This window comes from Micrococcus sp. M4NT, from assembly GCF_033790745.1.
In the GTDB taxonomy this organism is placed as follows: Bacteria; Actinomycetota; Actinomycetes; order Actinomycetales; family Micrococcaceae; genus Micrococcus.
Genome location: NZ_JAMYEH010000013.1, coordinates 40,301 through 58,299, shown reverse-complemented (window position 1 = coordinate 58,299; position 17,999 = coordinate 40,301). Strand labels below are relative to the sequence as shown.

The window sequence follows — 17,999 nt, the reverse complement described above, 5'->3', positions numbered from 1 at the left end:
TCGAATCGGGGAATGCGGCTCAGGCAGGTGCGCTTCCGGGGCCTGCGCCGCGGTGCGGGCGCAGTCCCCGAGGGGTCACGAGGCGTTGGGCGGTCAGCAGCACCGCGTCGGAGACGAGGGCCAGGAGGGCGATCAGCACGGCGCCGGCGAGCATGGTGGGGTAGTCCTGCACCGCGAGCGCGTCGAACAGGTAGCGGCCCAGCCCGCCGAGTCCGAGGTACGCGGCCACGGACGTGGTGGCCAGCACCTGCAGGACGGCGGAGCGCAGCCCGCCGACGATCATGGGCAGGGCCAGCGGCAGCTCGACGGCGCCGATCAGCTGGGCGGTGGAGTGGCCGTGGGCGCGCGCGGCGTGGACCACCTCGCGGGGCACGGCCTGGAGTCCGGCGTACGTGCCGGCCAGCAGCGGGGGCACGGCGAGCACCACGAGCACGATCACGGTGGGGATGAGCGCCTGGCGCAGGCCGATCTGCAGCACGATCGCCAGGAACGTGAGCAGGCCGAGCGTGGGGAGGGCGCGGAGGGCGCTGGAGAGGGCGACGACGGCGCGCCGCCCCTTGCCCGTGTGCCCGATCCACACGCCCACCGGCAGCGCGATCGCGGCGGCGAGGAGCAGCGCCAGGGCGGAGTAGCCGAGGTGCTCGAGCACGCGGGCGGGCACGCCGTTCTCCCCGCTCCAGTGGGCGGGGTCGGCGAACCACGCGAACAGGTCCGCGATCATCGGGCGCCTCCCGTCGTCGCGGAGGCGTCGGCCGGCGCGGTGGCGGGGTCCCCGCCGAGGGCCAGGGCGGCCGCGGGCCCGGAGCGGGCGCGGTCCTCCGCGGGCGCCCGCCGGGCGCGCCGGGTCCACGGCATGAGCAGGGCTGCCAGGCCCACCAGGAGCGCGTCGACGGCGACGGCGAGGATCACCGTGCCCACGATCCCCGCCCCGATCTCGGCGAGGAAGGCGCGCGCGTACCCCTCCGTGAACAGGGAGCCGAGGGACTGCACGCCGATCAGCGCGCCCACGGAGACGAGCGAGAGGGTGGAGGCGCTGACCACGCGCAGACCGGCCAGGATCGACTCGCCGGCCTGCGGCAGCTCGACGCGCCAGAACAGCTGCCACGGGCTGTGGCCCTGGGCGCGGGCGGCGGTGAGCAGGTCGCCGTCGACGGCGTCGAACGCCTCGGAGGCGCTGCGCACCAGCAGGGCGGCGCCGTAGAGCGTCAGGGCGATCACCACGTTGAGCGGATCGAGGATCCGGGTCCCGATGAGGCCGGGGAGGATCACGAACACGGCGAGCGAGGGGATCGCGTAGACCACCCCGGAGCCGCCGAGCAGGAGGCGCCGGCCGATGCGGGAGGCGTTGGCCAGGCGGGCCACGGGGACGGCGATCAGCAGGCTCAGGAGGATCGCCGGGGCCGCGATGAGCACGTGGCGCAGCGCCAGCTCGCCGATGAGGTCGAGATTGCTCCAGATCCAGCTCACGGGGCCACCAGGGTCCCGGCCACGCGGCCGGCGGCGTCGACGACGGTGGGCGTGCCCGCGCGCTCCTCCACGTGCAGGCGGCGCCGGTCCCCGCCCACGAAGCGGGCCACGAAGTCCGTGGCCGGGCGGAGCAGGACGTCCTCCCCCGAGCCGCGCTGCTCCACGCGGGCGCCCTCGCGGAGCACGAGCACCTCGTCGCCGAGGAGGACGGCCTCGTCGACGTCGTGGGTGACGAAGAGGATGGTCTTGGCGAGCTCGCGCTGGATGCGCAGCAGCTCCGCCTGCAGGTCTGCACGGACCACGGGGTCCACGGCGCTGAAGGGCTCGTCCATGAGCAGGATGTCCGGGTCGGCCGCGAGCGCCCGGGCCACGCCCACGCGCTGGCGCTGGCCGCCGGAGAGCTGGGCCGGGTAGCGCTGCGCGAGCGCCGGGGTGAGGCCGACCATCTCCAGCAGCTCGTGGGCGCGGGCCTTCTCCGCGGCGCCGGCCCGGCCGGCCAGGCGCGGCACGGTGAGGACGTTGTCCAGCACGGTGCGGTGGGGCAGCAGGCCGGCGTTCTGCATGACGTAGCCGATGCGGCGGCGCAGGGTCACGGGGTTCAGGGAGGCGACGTCCTCGCCGTCCACGAGCACGCGGCCAGCGGTGGGGTCCACCATGCGGTTGACCATCTGCAGGAGGGTGGTCTTGCCGCAGCCGGAGGAGCCGAGGAGCACGACCGTGGCGTGGCGCGGGATCTCCAGGCTGAAGTCCTCCACGGCGCGGGTGCCGTCCGGGAAGGTCATCCCCACGTGCTCGAACCGGATCATGCGGGGCCTCCAGGATCGTGACGCGGCGGTGCTGCCGGGCGCGCTCGGGACTCCACCCTAGGACGCGACCGCGGCGCGGGTACAGGGGCGGGGGGCGGAGGTGGACCGTCAGGGGGCCGCGCTCCACGCGTCAGCAGTCCCGGCGCATCACCAGCCGGGGCCGAGCCGAGCCCTTGGCCTTCGTCTCCCCCACCACCGCGAAGCCGGCCTTGTCGAACATGGACCACGTGCCGGCGAAGGCCATGGTGAGGTCGATCCGGTCCGGTGCAGCGCCGGCGTCGCCCGCGCGATTGTCGATGGGGTAGGCCTCGACGGCCGGGGCGCCGAGGCGCGGGATCTCCGTGCGCGGACTGATGCTGCACCAGGCCACGGGCTCGCCGTCGGCGTACCCGACGACGCCGGGCGCGACGTCCCGGGCCGCGAGCGCGCGCATGGCGTCCTCGCGGGTCCTGCCGAGCTCGCGCATCTGCGGGGCGTGCGGGCCGTGGGTGGTGCGATCCGGAAATGCCATGGGCTGACGCGGATAGCCCATGGCAATTCCAGGTCGAGGTCGGCGCCCGGGGCGTCAGACCTGCGGGTTCACCCCTCGAGCTCCCGCACCGTCGCGGCCAGCTCGATGCGACCCTCCATCGGGTCGGCCATGATCTGGCGCAGCTCGGCGTCGGCGAACGCGTCGTCGTCGAACGCCTCCATCAGAGCGATCATCGAGGGGTGCGGGAGCGCACCGCCGGGGGCGTCCTCCACCGCGAGCCCGGCGGCGCGCAGCACACGGATCTGCACGGCGGCCCGGACCTGACTCGGGGCGTAGCGGCGGTAGCCGGAGTGCGGGTCGACGTCGACGGGCGCGAGCAGGGCGCGATCGTCGTAGAACCGAAGGGCCTTCACGGACAGGCCTGTGGCGAGTGCGAACTCGCCGATGCTCATCAGGGCGGTCATGGGGTGATCCTCTCTCGGGGGTGCTCCCAGCGTGGGCGCTCCTCCAAGGGGAGGGTCAAGGCGGATCCGGGCGATCTTGGCGTGGAGCGCCTCGGCTCGAGACGCCCGGCACGACTGCGGGCGCGGGCGGCGAGAGGCGCGCGTGCCTGCGCGGGCGGGCCGACCCGTCACGCTGCCCGAGCGACGCGACGAACCGGTCCGCCCCCACCTCAGACCTCCAGCAGCACCTTGATCTCGCGGCGCTCGTCCATGGCCTTGTAGGCCTCGGCGGCCTCGTCGATCGGCAGGCGCTTCGTGAAGACCTTGCCGGGCTGGATCTCGCCGGCCTGGATGCGCTCGATCAGCTCCGGCAGGAAGCGGCGCACGGGGGCCGGCCCGCCCTCGAGGTGGATCTCGCGGCCGAAGAGGGCAGAGCCGTCGATCGTCTGGTCGTGGGAGACGCCCACGAAGCCGACGTACCCGCCGGGCCGCACGGAGGCGAGCGCCTGGTCCATGGACTCCTGCGTGCCCACGGCCTCGCACACGCCGTGTGCGCCGTAGCCGTTGGTGAGCTCCTTGACCTTCGCGGCGCCCTCCTCGCCGCGCTCGGCGATGACGACGTCGGCCCCGAACTCCCGCGCCAGGGCCGCCCGGTCCTCGTGGCGGGAGAACACGATGACCTGCTCCGCGCCCAAAGTCTTGGCGGCCAGCACCGCGCACAGGCCGACGGCGCCGTCGCCGACCACCGCGATGGTCGTGCCGGGGCCCGCCTGCGCAGCCACGGCGGCGTACCAGCCGGTGCCGAGCACGTCCGAGGCGGCCAGGTAGTCGGCCAGGCGGTCCGGGTCGGAGGGCTCGCCGCCGGGGACCTTCACGAGCGAGCCGTCGGCCAGCTCCACGCGCATGTACTGCGCCTGGCTGCCCGTGTACTCGCCGGCGTTGACGCAGCGGGACTGGTAGCCGGCCTCGCAGATCTCGCACGTGTTGTCCGAGAGCATGAACGATCCGATCACGAAGTCGCCGAGCTGGAGGGTGGCGACCTCCGCGCCCTTGTCCACGATCGTGCCCACGTACTCGTGGCCCATCCGCCGGTGGTCCACCTCATTGTGCCCGCGGTAGGGCCACAGGTCCGAGCCGCACACGCACGCGGCGGCCAGCTTCAGGACCACGTCTGTGGGCTTCACGACGCGCGGGGTCTCCACGGTCTCCACGACGACGTCACCCGGGGCCCGCATGGTCACGGCCTTCATGGTGGCGGGGATCTCGGGGGCGGTGGGGGTGGGGTTTTCGGAAGTCATGGTCGGTCCTCGCGTCTGGTCCAGGGAAGGTCGGGGAGAAGTCTCCCCCGTGACGTGGCACGAGGGCGAGGGCTCGGCGTCGCCGACTGGCATGCGGGGCGGGTGGGGCCAGGGGGCCGCTCGTCGACTCGACTTCTCGCACGACGGTGCGCTTGTGAGCGCTTCCCGCACCGCCCCTTCTCCCGGCGGCGTCCTCTCCGTGGCGGATACCGAGACCGCACGCGCCTGGATCGCCGACGTCCTCGCCGTGCCGGAGGACGTCGGCGGAGGTTCCCCGCCGTCCGCGCAGAAGGAGACGCTCCTGGACCTGGCGATGATCCTCGCCGTCCCGAACCGGTTGAGCGCATGGGGCACCCTGCAGGACGAGGACGCCTGGGCCGAACACTCGGACTGGATCACCTCGCTGTGGCGGGAGGCGGGGACGCTGGTGGCGGAGGTCGCGGTGCCGTGAGGGCACCCCGGTGAGGGACGGGGATTGCACTCGCGACCTGCCGAGCATCATCGACCGCCCCCTCGGCATCGCTACGCTCCCTGCATGACCCGCTCTCCCGCCGAGGCGAACCGTCACACCTACGACGACGCCCGCCTCGCCGCGCTCTACGATGTGGACAATCCGCCCGGCGAGGACCACGCCTTCTTCCGGCAGGTCGCGGACGAGGCCGACGCGCGGACCATCGTGGACCTGGGGTGCGGCACGGGCTCGCTCACGGTGACGCTCGCTCGCAAGGGGCGCGTCGTCGTCGGGATCGACCCGGCCGAGGCCATGCTCCAGACCGCCCGCACGCGGCCCGGGGGCGAGGCGGTGCAGTGGCGGCGCGGGACGTCGTCGCTGATCCGGGCGGACGAGGCGGACCTGGTGGTGATGACCGGCAACGTGGCCATGCACCTGATCGGCGAGGACTGGCACGCCGCGCTGGGGCACATCGCCGCCGGCCTCGTTCCGGGCGGGCGGCTCGCGTTCGAGACCCGCAACCCGGCGTGGCGGGCCTGGGAGCACTGGAACCGGGAGCCCACCCGTCGTGAGACGCCCGTGGGACCCGTGGTGGAGTCCGAGACCACCACGCCCCCGGATTCGAGCGGGGTGGTGCGGATGCACACCCGCACCGAGTTCCTCGCCGACGGTGCCGTGACGGAGGTGGAGCAGCACCTGCAGTTCCGTTCGGAGGCTCAGGTGCGCGCGGACCTGGCCGCGGCGGGCCTGACCGTGGAGCGGATCTCGAGCGACTGGCGGCGCGGCCCCTTCGACACCGACACGCACCGGCTGATGGTGGCGGAGGCCCGGCGGGGGTGAGCTCCGGCGCCCGTTGAGGACCTTGTCTCGTCAGAGTGACAGAAGGACGAAGTGACAGTGTGGGTCATCGTGTGCGCGTCGCCGGTCGCGACGCCGGCACTGTCAGGAAGAGTCCAGTCACCCGTCGGCCAGCCGATACCGGGTGTCCCGGCGCCCTTGACCCCCGAGCATCTCCACGAGGCCCTCCTCGAGCGGCAGCCGCAGGGCGTAGCGCACCTGCCGCTCCGTCAGCCGGGACGCGCTCGCGAGGTCCTGGAGCGACGACGCTCCCCTCCGCACCAGGGCGCTCAGAACCTCCGCCTCGTGGCGCGTGGGCGACGAGCTGTGCGGCACAGCCGTCGGCGTGCTCCCGGCCGCGGGGCGTTCCGCGACCTCCACCGGGGCCTCAGGGCGGTGGGGCGCGGCCTCGACCCGCGGGCGCCACACCAACGCGGAGAACTGCACACCGGTGTCGATGAGCACTGGCCGGTCCAAGCCCCGTGACTCGGTCGCCTGGAACACCTCACGGATGCCCCCACCCTCCCCCTCGATCACGGAGGCCCCGTCGGACGTCGTCAGTTTCTTGGCGATCTGATACAGCCGCTGATTGACCGCCGCCTGGGCGTGATCATCGCTCTCCAGCTGCGCCAGCGACACGCCGCGCAACCCGCCGGGACTCTGGATCAGCAGCTTCCTCCCGTCCAGACGCACCTGGATGGACTTGCCCGCGCCGAGGGTGTCCGGTCCCAGGTCCCGATGCACGAGGGCGTTGGCAAGCAGCTCACGGATCGCCGTGAGCGGCAGCTCCGCCTGGCGCTCCATGTGACCGTCAGCCCGGTAGACCTGCTCGGTGCCCAGGTTCTGGCGGACCCAGTCCATGAGTTCCTCGAGCATCAACGGCACCGGGCCGGTGAAGTCCTCGAGGTTGCGGTTGCGCGGCTGCCCCTCGCCTCCGCGGACCTGGACGGCGGCCGTCACGGTCAAGGCGGGGAACAGCCCCTGGGGGTAGTCACCCAGTGCATAGAGGCCGGCGAGGGTCGGTTCACCGGAGGCGGTGAGCACGCTGGTGCGGCGCAGGATCTCGGCATCGGAGCGGTCGCGCAGCCGCCGGTCGCGCTCCCGTACCGCCCGGAGGTATCCCTGCACGAGTTCGGGGACCAGGTCCTCCACGCCCGCGCCCACAGCAGGCTTGAGGTCGTAGTCGACCCGCTCGTCCGCGTGCAGGCGGGTGACGTCGAGCATGCGCAGCTCGTGGGGGTGCATGACATAGTCGCCGTCGGACTGGCGGAGGTAAGCCTGTCCCCGACAGGTGGCGGGCTTGTCGGCCAGCCGCAGGGGCACCACGTGGATGACGAGGACCTGCCGTCCGTCCACGGTGAACTCCTGGGGGACGATCTGGGGGCTCGGCGTCACGGCCTCACGCGCCTGGGCCGCGATGCCCGCTTCCACGGCGGCGACGTCGGCGAGCCCGGTGACCTCGAAGGCCCCCTGGGCCTCGTCCACGCCCAGGATGATCGTCCCGCCGTCGGGCATGTTGGCGAAGGCGCAGACCGTCTCGGGCATCGAGGGAACGCCCCCCGCGGCGCGCTTGACCTCGACGGACGTGGTGTCGCCCCGGCGCACCCGCAGGGCGGTGAGCGTGCGGGCCAGATCGTCAGAGGACCACTTCATAGTGCCAAAGTGTAGATTTAGTGCTGTCAGTGTGGAAGTCTGCTCGGGAGGCGTGGTTCCCCGGATCTTGACCGGCTGCTCACCCCTCCCCGTGCACGGGGTCGAGGTCCAGGACCGGGTCAGCGGCTGAAGGACCCGTTCGGCGGTCCCGGTCAGTCAGGTCAGAGCGAGCGGCTCGTGCGCCGGAACCGGTCCGCCCCGAGGGTGAACGTGCGGCCCGTGACGGGTTCGGGCAACTCGCGACCCTCGACGGCCTGGGGCGTGACCCTCGCGAGCACGTGACGGTTTCTCTCCTCAACCAGGTAGTAGGCGTCCCGGTTACTGAGGCCGTCGCTGACCCCGAAGAGCCCGTAGGGGGTGTCGAAGGCGAGCATCATCCCCCACTCGAGGAACTCCTGCACTCGGTTGTTCGACCGCATCCGCGCGAGGGGGTAGATGACCGCGCCGGGGTAGGCCTCGCGCACAGCCCGGTGACTCTTGGCGCCCAGGGGCCGGCCGGCCGGCTTGTAGGGCTCGAGGGATCTGACGTCGACGGCGTGGCGCAGCACGGCGGGCCCCGCGGCGTCCCCGGCGCCGTCCAGCAGATGGTCCACGCTGACGCCGAACAGGGCGGCCATCGCTCGCAGGTTGTCCACGTCCGGAATGCCGCGCCCCGCCTCCCACTTCGTGACGGCCTGCCGGGAGACGTGCAGCCGATCCGCGAGCGCGGCCTGGGAGAGCCCGTTGCGAGTGCGGAGCTCCTTGATGCGGTGTTCGAGTGCCATCACGCTGTCCTTTCCTCGGGAGTCGGGCACAGTCTGCAACGGGGGGCCCGCCCGTGGATATGCAGCACGCCGCGTGAGGGCGCTACCCATCGTCGCACCCCGGCTACGGTGCGTTGCCTCCGCCCTGACCTGCGCGTATGCGGGAGAGACGCGGGGGCGGGCAAGGCAGCTCAGCCCCGCGCGAGGAACTCGGAGGCGAGCATCGCGTACGTGACGCCGTCGACCCAGCCGCGGGTGAGGTGCAGCGACTCCTCCCGGAAGGTGCCCTCGTGACGCAGGCCGACCTTCTCCATGACGCGCAGGCTGGGCGCGTTGTCTGCGAAGGCCTCCGCCTCCACGCGTCGCACACCCAGGCCCGTGAAGGCGATCTCCAGCAGGGCGCCGGCAAGCTCGGTGGCGTAGCCCCGTCCGGCGTGAGCCGGGTCGATGGTCCACCCGATCTCCGCCTGCGCGTTCCGGGCCTCCTCGCGTGGCCCGCCCTGGCTCCACGCGTCCTGCACGGCCAGCTTCCCGACGCCGATGATCGCCTCGCCGGCCCGCACCGTCAGCCGGTCGCCCGTGGCCAGGTAGTCCGTGCGCAGCGCGTCCGCGGAGACAGCCCGCCCGGACGTCCACGTCCACACTTCCTCGAGGCGGCAGAAGTCGAAGACGGCGGGGGCGTCCTCGGCCACGAACGGGGTGAGCGCCAGTCGCGCGGTGCGCAGCGGGAAGACGACGCCGCGGCGCGCGGCGAGGTCGGCGAAGGGGGTGGGCATGGGGTCACGGTAGCGGCACGGGTGATGGGGACGGAGCGCTGTGACCTGCGGAGCCGCGACTCACCAGGTGTGCGGACCGAGGTCCTCGAGGATCTCCAGATCGAGGAGCCATCCGCCTGGACGAGGCGTCTCGGGAAGCACCGGCTCGTAGGCCGCGGTGAACACGACCTCCCCCTCCCCGATGGCGACCTCCTCCTCCGGCTCAGGGGCCACCAGGTCCGCGTGGCCGGGGACGCGGTCGACCTCCGTAAGCCGCCCCGTGGGCCACACCTCGTGGACGCGCCTGACCAGGGCCCGCACCCGCCGCAGCGGAGTGGACCCGGCGGGGCCGCCGTCGTCGTGGTGGGTGAGGATCCAGTCGATGGAGGTCCGAGACCCTGGCCGGCCCGTCTGCACGGGGGGCTGCAGGACCAGCTCGTGGATCGCCCCGGTGACAATCGGGTCGCCGCAGCACTCCTGCTCCCAGTCGCAGAGGTGGGCGCGGCCGACGGCACGGGCGGTGATGTCCATGGCCAGGACACTACATACGGCACTGGGGTCGGGCAGCCAGGTGGACTACCCCCGTCAGCCCCGCCGCCCCGCCCGCGCGGCGAACTCGTCCAGGCAGGCGAGCACCTCGGTGGCCAGCCACACCCGGTTGCGCCGCTGTGCGTTCAGCGGCTGCAGAGCGCCGGCCTCGACAAGCTGGTCCACGGCCCGCTGGGACGCCGGGCGGGAGACACTCAACACCTGAGCAAGGTGGTCCACGGTCACGGCGGGCTGCGCGATGATCACCGCCAGGGCCCGCCAGACCGCCGCGTCCCGGCGGGCGGTGAGCCGCTCGCGCCAGCCGGTGAGGGCCTCGTCCAGGTCCGCGACGAGCTCTCGGCCGTTGCTGACGGCGGCCAGGGCGGCCTGCGCGAAGCGGCGCACGATGAGCGCGGGGTCGCCGTCGCGGTGGGCGGTGAGGGCGTCGACGTATCCGGCCGTGTCCGTGAGGAGTCCCGCGGAGAGGGGCACCCCCATGCGGGTGATCGCGCCGGCCCGATGCAGCACGGCGTGCACGAGGACCCGGCCGGTGCGCCCGTTGCCGTCCGCGAACGGGTGGATGGTCTCGAACTGGGCGTGCGCGATGGCGGCCTGCAGGGCGGGCTCGTCGAGGTCGGCGGCCAGCCGGGAAGCAGCGCCCATGGCCCTCACGTTCGCCGCCACGAGCGCTGCGTTCGGCCGGGCGCGTTCACCGAGGGTCGCCAGGGCGAGGGCTTGCGCGCCCGCGGTGATGTGCTCGATCTGCGAGGAGGACGCGGACTCAGTGCGCAGGAGCACCGCATCGATCGGGGCGATCTCTCCCGTGAGCCCCGGGAGGGCGTGGCTGATCTCAGCGTCGAAGCGCGCGACGGCGGCCGTCGCCTCCTCGACCTCGGTCGCCAGATCAGAGGGCAGGTCGAGCCCGAGTCGGGCGATGCGGGCCGGGAGCGCGGCTCGATACGGGCCCGATGCGCGCGGCCGGGCACACTGCTACGAGCCCGGGAGCACGTAGTGCGCTGCGCGCCGCTCCCCGCGCAGTTCGAGGAGACCCTCCTCCGTCATGCCTTTGAGCACCGCCCGCGCGGCCGTGGGCGCGATCTGGCACAGTTCCGCGGCTTTGCTGCGGGTGATGGATCCGTATTCGCGGATGTAATCGGCGATCAGCCGCCGCTGTTGGATTCGGTCGACCGGACGCAGGCGCAGGTAGGCGGCTCGGTCTTCGGCCAGCTCGTAGAACCGCGCGGTCAGCATGTACCGCTGCGCCCGGCCGTTCCCCCGCGATTCCAGGACGCCGGCCTCGACGAGCGCGGTGGCAGCTGCGCGCACGTCCGCCACGGGCAGTCGAAGGCGTTCCGCTGCCTCCGCCGCCCCCGCAGGCCCCCCGTGCTTGATCTCGTGGACCACCCGCAGCTCGGTCAGGGTGAGTGCACGCTGGCCCTCGTTCTGCCGGCGGGCCAGAAAGATCAACAGCTCCCTGTCCTCGTCACCCAAGGGGATGTCGACGATCACGGACCGCTGCGTGGAGCGGCCGTAGTCCGGCGCACCCCGACCGGCTCGGAGCTGCGAGGCGAACATGTCCTGAACCCCCTTGCCCCGACGCTCGACGAGACCGGCGCGCTTGAACACGTTCGCCAGGGCAGGGCTGCGGGGAGCCGAGCGGTTCAGGATGTTGGCCGGCGAAACGTCACGGGGGAACCCGCCAGGGCTTGCGACGGAGAACGTGGACCCGGTGAGGGTCACCTGGATCGGCCCCACCTCGGCGTAATCACGGTGCACAAGGGCATTGGCGATCGACTCGCGCCGCACACTCTCGGACAGCAGAGGTACATCCACACGGACGAGACCCACCTCCACGGGTGTGACGGAGTTCCGCAGAGCCAAGCGCGCCTCGATCTCCTCGAACGCGTTCAACAGGGGAAGCAGCAGGTCCTCATTCGCTTCCACACCGTGGGGTCGGGAGTCCTGGAAGAGGACTTCCGCAGTGGGGGCCCACCTGCGCAGCGCATCCGACGTGCCGAAGACCAGAACCGCGCCGAGGCTGATGCCGCCGTCCGGAGTGAGGAGGTCCAGCGTCCGCAGCAGTTCCGCATCGGTGAGCTCCGCAAGACCGCTGTCACCAGCCGACTGGCTGGCCAGTCGGCGGAACCGGTCGAACTCGGTTGGATCGAGGTGCCCCCACTCGGCCCCGCGCGCCTCCGCCCGGGCGTAGTCCAGGCCGACGCCGTCGAACCCAGCCCGCAGGACGTCCATGGGTGTCATAGGCATGCACGCGGGGCGACCGTCCGGCCCCACGACGCGCTTGACGAACAACCCCTTGCGCGTGCCGACGAACGACGACCTCGCCTGGGGGACGGTGATGACCGCCACGTCTTTGCCCTCCCAGGGGACCACCTCGACGTCCACGCTCAACGGCGGCTCGATGCCGTTCTGGATGCGTCCAGCCAAGAGGTCTGCGTCCACAGCACCACCATGCTCGGCTGTCGTCCCGACGACGGTGCCGTCGTCGTCGACTCCGACGAGGATCCGGCCTCCAATGCCGTTGGCCATGCAGACGACGGCCTGGTAGAGGTCGTCCTTCCCCATCCGACGCTTGAACTCGACGTCCAGGGTCTCGCCCGCGGCGAGGAGGGGTCCAAGGTCCATCTCATAAGTATCCATAGTTATGGAGCGATGAACCATCGTTCGCGCATGCTTGCCATAACTTTGAGCATCTTTGGTGCGCGGAACGCCCCCGTAGCTCCTCTCGTGCCCCCTTTCACCCCGCCGGGCGCAGCCGCTCCGCGGGCAGGGTCAGGGTGATGCTCGCTGCGGGGTCGATGCTCTTGGCGACCTCCCCGACGGCGCCGTCCACCGTGGGCGCGACGGTCACCTGCGTGCGCGTGACCTCCTGGATACGCACCCGCACGGGGTCGCCGACGCCGTCGGCCGGGTCGAGCAGCCAGTCCTCGGCGAGCGCACGCAAGCCGATCGTGTCGAGGACAGCCTCAGCCTCGTGCAGTTCCATGGGCTCGCCCCGGCGTCGGTGGAGGAGGTCGTGCGGCACGAAGAGGTCACCGACCATCTCGATGTAGCCGACGTGCTCGCCGTCGTCGGAGCGCAGGTGGTCGAAGATGGCGGACATGGGGCCAGAATAGCCGCGGGGATTGAACGTCCGAGGGGAGCCGTTCGCGTCACAACGTGCGCGTCACCCGGGGTACGCCGTCCTCGTTCCACCGGAACAGGGTCAGGTGCCACAGCCCGGGGGCCGTGCGGGACGGGTCGATCAGCCCGTGCGCGCCGGCCTCCTCCAGGCGGCGGCGGACCGGCTGTAAGCCGGGTTCTGCGCGCCCGCCTCACTCCCCCAGCGGCCGCATGGCCTCCTCGACGCGCTCGGGGCTCATGTGCACCTCGGGGGTGAGCAGCAGGCTGGGCTCGTTGGGGTCGATGCACTCGCGCCAGTAGGCGGCGTGGCGCTCGTCGAGCCAGTGGGTGGAGTCGCTGAGCTCGGCGCCGTCCTCGCCCTGGAGGGTGTACCACCACAGGTACAGGGCGTCCCCGACGGTCTCGAAGAAGATCGTCTCCACGTACATCCGCTCGGGCTCCAGGGTCTCGCGGAACGCCGCGGGGTTCTCGCGCAGGAACGCGATCCACTCGCGGGCACGCGCCTCCTTGCCGGCGCGGACGCGGAACCTTTCCATCTCGATCTTCATGGGCCATCGGTCTACCGACCCTCCCGACGACGGCGGCGGGCCGCGGCCGTCTCCCCGGGATGAAGGACTCCCGCACCGGCCGCGCTCATCGGAGGTGACGAGACCAGAACGGATCCGAGGACCAGCCCACCGGAACGCCCATCCCGTGGAGGTTCATCTCGGGCCTGTCATGCAGGAGCTCGTACAGGCGGTCGGCCCAGCGGCTGCGCGGCGAGACCGTGTCCAGAAGGGACTGGAGCGAGACGAGCACCGGGTACAGACGCTGGCGGGACGCCTCGGGAACGGCCTCGGCACCGGAGAGCCACGAGATGGCGGGTGACTTGGGGATCATGGGGGTCACGCCGAGGCCCACATTCCAGAGGCGGCCGTGGTGGGCGCAGATGTTCCGCACGCGCACGTAGACCTGCAGCCACGAGGTGAGCACCGTGTCGGTCGACCCCACGCTGGCCGCCACCGCCACACGATCTGAGCGACGCGCGAGGTTGCGGTACAGGCCCGCCAGCTGCCCGATGGTCAGGGACTCCACCATGAGCCAGGACGGGGGCAGTTCCGGCTTCCGATAGGTCATCAGGTAGTACTCCAGCGCCGAGGGGTGGTGGATCCGGTCATGACCGGACTCGGCCAACCCCAGCAGCCGGCTCCGTACCAGACGGCGGACGATGTCGAGGAGGTCAGCGTGCCGCTGTCGGTCGCGGAAGTGCACGGCGTCGATGTACCAGTGGGCGTCGTCATAGGTCGTGGACATGTGGTCGGTCAGGGCTGCGCGGACCGCGACTTCCACACGCTCGAGGGCGTCGAGGCAATGAAGCCGCAGCTTGCGATCGAAGACGTACAGGTCCAGGACGTCGTCGAACTCGGCACCGGAGGCGAAGGTGTGAGTGGATCGCTCCGCCTGGAAGGGGATCGTGTAGGGGGAGAGCCGGTAGTACCCGAGGTGCCGTAGGTATCGGAGAGCGCGATCCCGGTCCGGAACCACGAGCCCCCGGCTCTCAAGTTGCTCGAGCATCCGCTCGTGGGAGAGCGGAGGCTTTGCGAAGGTCTCCGACCCCCGTGCCCGCATGGTCCGTCCCACTTCACCCTCCCGTTCCGGCACAAAGCGGCGCCAGGCAAAGAAAAATCCCCCAAGTGCGCATCGTGGAGAGGCGTGGGGGATGTAGTGGGTTCAGCATAGCACCTGAGAACTCCGTGTCGCTGCCAGGCCGATGGAACGGTCTGGGCAGCTGGCCGCGCCCTCACTGCGCCAGGATCCACCGGTCCTCGGGGCCGAAGACGTGGAGGTCGTCGCATGCGAAGCCGCGTAACCACGGGACGTGGTCCACGACGCGCAGGTACAGACCGCGGTGCACGCCGGGCTCGTCGCCGAGGGACGGGCTGAGCACGTGTGCGGAGCCGTCGGGCGCCCGGCCGTGCCGGAGCACCGAGTCCGGAGCGTTGGTCTGGTCCAGGGTGGCCAGGCGCAGCAGCGGGGCGACGGCGGACGGGCACTCCCGCAGATCCGCCGCCGCGACGGCCCGCCGCAGCTCGGGGAGGGTGCCGCCGTCGGGCAGGCCGAGATCGGCGAGCGTGCGCTCGACGACGGTCACCCGATCGGGGACCGCGGCGCACATCCGCGCGTCCGCGATCAGGCGCCCAGCGGACTCGTTCATCGCGACCCCCGCCGCGCGCAGGCGGGCGAGGAGGTCGGCCGGCCCCTCAGGTGCGAGGTCGAGCGTGAGGGAGTCCCCGGGGAGCAGGCGCGTCATGGGACCATCCTGCTTGGTAGGGGACCGGCTGTAAGCCGGGTTCTGTGCGGGTCAGGTGCGGAATTCCCCCGCAAACGGAGAGAGGAGCTGCTCCAAGGACTCGGCCAGTGCCGCCTGCAGCGTCGTGTCGCCCGACCGGCAGTCCCAGGGGAAGTCGGAGCCCACCACATCTCCGTCCACCACGACGTCGACCATGCCGCCGCCACTGAGCCGCACCTCCAGTGAGGAGCCCGAGCCCGACGTGCCACGAGAACAGGCCCAACCGTCGATGGGAACCGCCGAGGACAGCCCATGCTGGGGCAGTGCGTCGGCCAGTGCCGCGTCGAGCATGCGGCACGCCCACCTCTGACGGCCGACACTCCGGCGCGCACGCGCCTGACGCCAAGACTGGAGCCCACGGATCATGGCCCCATCCTCGCCGGTCTGCTCGCGAGCGGAGATGTCAGCTCGGAAACATCATCGGCATCCCGGCCGTTCCCTCCGAAGTAGGCTGCTCGGGCGTCGTCGTCCCGACGCGGGATCCCCAGATCGTCGAGGCCGCCGACCTGGTCTCCGGCGGCCATGAGTGCGAGGGCGAACGTGGGCCAGCCGCCTTCGCCTTTCAACCGCGAGGCCAGGTCTCGCAGACCAACTGCGCGATCCGCTCTCCACGCTCACGGATGTCCTGCTCCGTCCAGACGTCCTGCCGAGTGAGGATCTCCTTGTTGAGCAGTAGGAGGCTGTACTGGTTGAGGAGGCTCCACTTGCCGACGCTCGGGCGCCCGCCCTCCTTGATGCCCTCGGCGTCAGCGTCCGTCCACGGCCGATTGGACAGGGATGAGTTCAGAGACTGGGTGATGACCGTCAGGTTGCCGATGGTGTTGATGAGACCGTCGCGTTCGGCAGCTTGCTCATCGTCAAGCACCGGCTCATCCCAGTGTGTACGCCAGGCGCGCGGCATGATGTGCTCGATCTGCAGCCAGTCCGGGACCTTCACCGCCTCCGTGAACGGTGAGGCTTCCCGGAGGTGTTGCTCCAGCGCAGCGAACACCACGCGCAAGCGCGACTGCTTGACGTTGTAGTACATCACCGCACTCGGGAGCTGGGCTTTCACGTCTTCATCGGATGGCCACACACGCGAGTCGGCGTCCTGTCCAGCGAGGAACTCGGTTAGCGTCTCACCACTCACTTCCGGGGAGCCGCCGTCGATCGCCTTGAGCCCGGAGAGCATGAGGCGGTTGATATCCTTGCTGGTCATCCTGAGCAGGGTTCGTCGGATGATCCAGCTCTCCAAGGCACGGAGTCCGTGCTCGACCTGCTCCTGGGGGATGCCGTGATTCGGGGAGGCGAAGTACATGAAGACCGGAATGGTCGCCGCTGCTTCCATCCCCTCGATGACGCGCCCGTAGAACCGTCCGGTTGGCGTCTCGGCATCCAACTGATCGAAGCTGCGGAAGAGGTCGGCGTCCTTGCGTAGCTGCTTCAGGAACGCCTCACCATCCGTCGGCGTGGCCATGTGCGGGCTCGCGTACTCCTCGAACGCACGGAACACGTGGTCCGTCTTCACCTCGGCGCGCAAGCGCATGGTCAGCCAGTACTGGAGGAAGTTGTCAATCCGGGACCGCATCTGACGACCGCGAGAGACCTCCTCGCGCCACCAGTCGTCGTCGAACTCAGCCCAGTGCTTGCGTGCCCAGGCGTCGACGTCGGCCCCGAGGTCGGTCCCCCGACGGAACACCCAGTTCTTGATGAGGTCGGCCTTGAGCAGGGGCGTGCCCCGGTCGTTCAGCGTCTCAAAGATGAGTTGCGAGTCATCATGCCCGGAGAGGTCGATAGTCACCAGCGTCAGCCGGTGCTGGAGGGTCTCGCTCAGCGCGTGGACGCGCTCGCCCTCGGTGCCGGGCACGGGATCCTCGCCCTCCTCGACAACGCCGGCCAGCCACCGGTCCACCTCGCGGGTGAAGTAGGAATGGGCGTCCAGGATGCGGTGCTCGCCCTCGAACTCCACCTGGGTGTCCAGCGCGTGCTTGAACGCCTCGCGGTCAGCGCGGGAGGGCATCAGCTTGAAGCGCAGGTCCGTGCCGGCGAAGCTCTTGGCACTGTTGGCCACCAGGTCGCGGAGCGCCTCCTCCTGGTCCTCGTACTCGCCGTGCAGGTCCTCGTCCGCCGTCGCGACGCGGGAGGCGATCACCCCGCGGGCGGCGTCGATCAGGAGCTGGAGCGTGGTCATGCGCTGCTGGCCGTCGATCACGTCGTGCATGGACGGCTTGCCCGCGACGGCCTTCTTGGACTCGTAAACCACGGCGCCGAGGAAGTGGCGGATCCCCTCGTCCTCCGTGCCGGAAGCGGCGGCCGCCATGAGACTCTCCGACACGCGCCGGATGTCCTCCCACAGCGGTGCCCACTGGTTCTCCTCCGTCCACACGTAGGGCCGCTGGAACGGAGGGATGATGTAGTGCGACTTGCTCGCGAAGAGGTCGAACGGGCTGCAGGTGTTGGCGTCCATGGGTCTCCTGGGGCGGCGAGAGTCGTGCGGTCTGCTCGGAGTCTAGGAGGCATGGCCCTCGATTTCAGGGGTGCCCGTGGCATCCGTTGCGGAGGCACGTCTGCGGCATGCTTATGACATGACAGCACCCGGCAGCGATCAGAACCCCAACACCCAGGACGAGGAGAAGTCCCAGCGATTCATCGACCCCCGAGAGTGGCGCCTTCGCCTTGAGAACGCCTTGGACTTCCCTGCCACGGTGCGCGAAGCACTGAAAGCAGTGCGGGCAGCCTCCACGGAAACCCTGGAGGCGAACGAGGACAGCCGACGCACACACGATTGGCTTCTGAAAAAGAAGATGGAGGTGATCGAAAGAGAGCTGGCAAAGCCACACCTAACCCGGGAGGACCGGGACCATCTCATGGCAATGGTGGACGAGCTTATCGAGCGCGCCAATGAGAAAGACTCGGAGAATCGCCATTTCCTCACCGGATTGACCCAGGAGCGAATGCGGGCAATCATCGCCACCACGGGCATTGCGATCGGCGCGGCAGGCGCGGTCGCTATCACTGCCGTCGCCGGAACAGATGGGCTCAAACAGGTCGGTCAGTTGCTCCCGCAGATAGCCCAACGGGCCGTCAGGAAATAATC

At 70.9% G+C, this 17,999-nt stretch carries 21 protein-coding genes; 3 read left to right on the top strand and 18 right to left on the bottom strand.

The window, feature by feature from the left end:
* Positions 1 to 19: 19 nt before the first annotated feature.
* The 6 genes from NJC10_RS10210 to NJC10_RS10185 all read right to left on the bottom strand — a co-directional run bounded on the left by NJC10_RS10210 (position 20) and on the right by NJC10_RS10185 (position 4,438).
* On the bottom strand, positions 20 to 721 hold the full coding sequence (locus tag NJC10_RS10210; RefSeq protein WP_298714496.1) for an ABC transporter permease: 702 nt from the start codon (positions 719 to 721) through the stop codon (positions 20 to 22).
* Entirely contained in the window at positions 718 to 1,467 is a 750-nt protein-coding gene (locus NJC10_RS10205; RefSeq protein ID WP_319076388.1) for an ABC transporter permease, read from the bottom strand. Before NJC10_RS10205 ends, NJC10_RS10210 begins: the two co-directional genes overlap by 4 nt.
* Positions 1,464 to 2,273, bottom strand: a complete 810-nt coding sequence (locus NJC10_RS10200; protein WP_319076387.1) for an ABC transporter ATP-binding protein — start codon at positions 2,271 to 2,273, stop codon at positions 1,464 to 1,466. Before NJC10_RS10200 ends, NJC10_RS10205 begins: the two co-directional genes overlap by 4 nt.
* 130 nt (positions 2,274 to 2,403) lie before the next feature.
* A complete protein-coding gene (locus NJC10_RS10195) occupies positions 2,404 to 2,784 on the bottom strand; it encodes a hypothetical protein (RefSeq protein ID WP_319076386.1) in 381 nt (126 codons plus the stop codon).
* Positions 2,785 to 2,852: 68 nt separating this feature from the next.
* Positions 2,853 to 3,209, bottom strand: coding sequence for a MerR family transcriptional regulator (locus tag NJC10_RS10190; protein WP_319076385.1), 357 nt, complete (start codon positions 3,207 to 3,209; stop codon positions 2,853 to 2,855).
* 209 nt (positions 3,210 to 3,418) lie between these two features.
* Positions 3,419 to 4,438: a zinc-binding dehydrogenase gene (locus NJC10_RS10185; protein WP_413466430.1), complete on the bottom strand. Its 1,020-nt coding sequence runs from the start codon at positions 4,436 to 4,438 to the stop codon at positions 3,419 to 3,421.
* A gap of 202 nt (positions 4,439 to 4,640) precedes the next feature.
* Here NJC10_RS10185 and NJC10_RS10180 point away from each other — a divergent pair, with 202 nt between their 5' ends.
* A complete protein-coding gene (locus tag NJC10_RS10180; protein ID WP_319076382.1) occupies positions 4,641 to 4,937 on the top strand; it encodes a hypothetical protein in 297 nt (98 codons plus the stop codon).
* 84 nt (positions 4,938 to 5,021) lie between these two features.
* Positions 5,022 to 5,777: a class I SAM-dependent methyltransferase gene (locus tag NJC10_RS10175; protein WP_319076380.1), complete on the top strand. Its 756-nt coding sequence runs from the start codon at positions 5,022 to 5,024 to the stop codon at positions 5,775 to 5,777.
* A 117-nt stretch (positions 5,778 to 5,894) separates the two neighbouring features.
* On the opposite strand, the gene NJC10_RS10170 is transcribed toward NJC10_RS10175, so the two are convergent.
* The 12 genes from NJC10_RS10170 to NJC10_RS10115 all read right to left on the bottom strand — a co-directional run bounded on the left by NJC10_RS10170 (position 5,895) and on the right by NJC10_RS10115 (position 17,369).
* On the bottom strand, positions 5,895 to 7,427 hold the full coding sequence (locus NJC10_RS10170) for an RNA-binding domain-containing protein (RefSeq protein WP_319076378.1): 1,533 nt from the start codon (positions 7,425 to 7,427) through the stop codon (positions 5,895 to 5,897).
* Between the two features lie 161 nt (positions 7,428 to 7,588).
* Positions 7,589 to 8,191, bottom strand: coding sequence for a helix-turn-helix transcriptional regulator (locus NJC10_RS10165; RefSeq protein ID WP_319076376.1), 603 nt, complete (start codon positions 8,189 to 8,191; stop codon positions 7,589 to 7,591).
* 170 nt (positions 8,192 to 8,361) lie between these two features.
* Positions 8,362 to 8,946, bottom strand: a complete 585-nt coding sequence (locus NJC10_RS10160; RefSeq protein WP_319076374.1) for a GNAT family protein — start codon at positions 8,944 to 8,946, stop codon at positions 8,362 to 8,364.
* 60 nt (positions 8,947 to 9,006) lie between these two features.
* Complete coding sequence (locus tag NJC10_RS10155; protein WP_319076373.1) at positions 9,007 to 9,456, bottom strand: hypothetical protein; 450 nt, start codon at positions 9,454 to 9,456, stop codon at positions 9,007 to 9,009.
* 54 nt (positions 9,457 to 9,510) lie between these two features.
* Positions 9,511 to 10,251: a Fic family protein gene (locus tag NJC10_RS10150; protein ID WP_319076372.1), complete on the bottom strand. Its 741-nt coding sequence runs from the start codon at positions 10,249 to 10,251 to the stop codon at positions 9,511 to 9,513.
* A gap of 192 nt (positions 10,252 to 10,443) precedes the next feature.
* A complete protein-coding gene (locus NJC10_RS10145; protein WP_319076371.1) occupies positions 10,444 to 12,096 on the bottom strand; it encodes a DNA glycosylase AlkZ-like family protein in 1,653 nt (550 codons plus the stop codon).
* A gap of 112 nt (positions 12,097 to 12,208) precedes the next feature.
* Positions 12,209 to 12,574 (bottom strand): serine/threonine protein phosphatase, encoded by a 366-nt coding sequence (locus NJC10_RS10140; protein WP_319076370.1) that lies wholly within the window; start codon positions 12,572 to 12,574, stop codon positions 12,209 to 12,211.
* Positions 12,575 to 12,785: 211 nt separating this feature from the next.
* Complete coding sequence (locus tag NJC10_RS10135) at positions 12,786 to 13,142, bottom strand: DUF6176 family protein (RefSeq protein ID WP_319076368.1); 357 nt, start codon at positions 13,140 to 13,142, stop codon at positions 12,786 to 12,788.
* An 85-nt stretch (positions 13,143 to 13,227) separates the two neighbouring features.
* Complete coding sequence (locus NJC10_RS10130; RefSeq protein ID WP_319076366.1) at positions 13,228 to 14,148, bottom strand: Abi family protein; 921 nt, start codon at positions 14,146 to 14,148, stop codon at positions 13,228 to 13,230.
* A gap of 226 nt (positions 14,149 to 14,374) precedes the next feature.
* On the bottom strand, positions 14,375 to 14,884 hold the full coding sequence (locus NJC10_RS10125; protein WP_319076365.1) for a hypothetical protein: 510 nt from the start codon (positions 14,882 to 14,884) through the stop codon (positions 14,375 to 14,377).
* 51 nt (positions 14,885 to 14,935) lie between these two features.
* Positions 14,936 to 15,214, bottom strand: coding sequence for a hypothetical protein (locus tag NJC10_RS10120; RefSeq protein ID WP_319076364.1), 279 nt, complete (start codon positions 15,212 to 15,214; stop codon positions 14,936 to 14,938).
* A 271-nt stretch (positions 15,215 to 15,485) separates the two neighbouring features.
* Complete coding sequence (locus tag NJC10_RS10115) at positions 15,486 to 17,369, bottom strand: DUF262 domain-containing HNH endonuclease family protein (RefSeq protein WP_319076363.1); 1,884 nt, start codon at positions 17,367 to 17,369, stop codon at positions 15,486 to 15,488.
* 118 nt (positions 17,370 to 17,487) lie between these two features.
* On the opposite strand from NJC10_RS10115, the gene NJC10_RS10110 reads away from it, so the two are divergent.
* Positions 17,488 to 17,997, top strand: coding sequence for a hypothetical protein (locus NJC10_RS10110; protein WP_319076362.1), 510 nt, complete (start codon positions 17,488 to 17,490; stop codon positions 17,995 to 17,997).
* Positions 17,998 to 17,999: the final 2 nt, after the last annotated feature.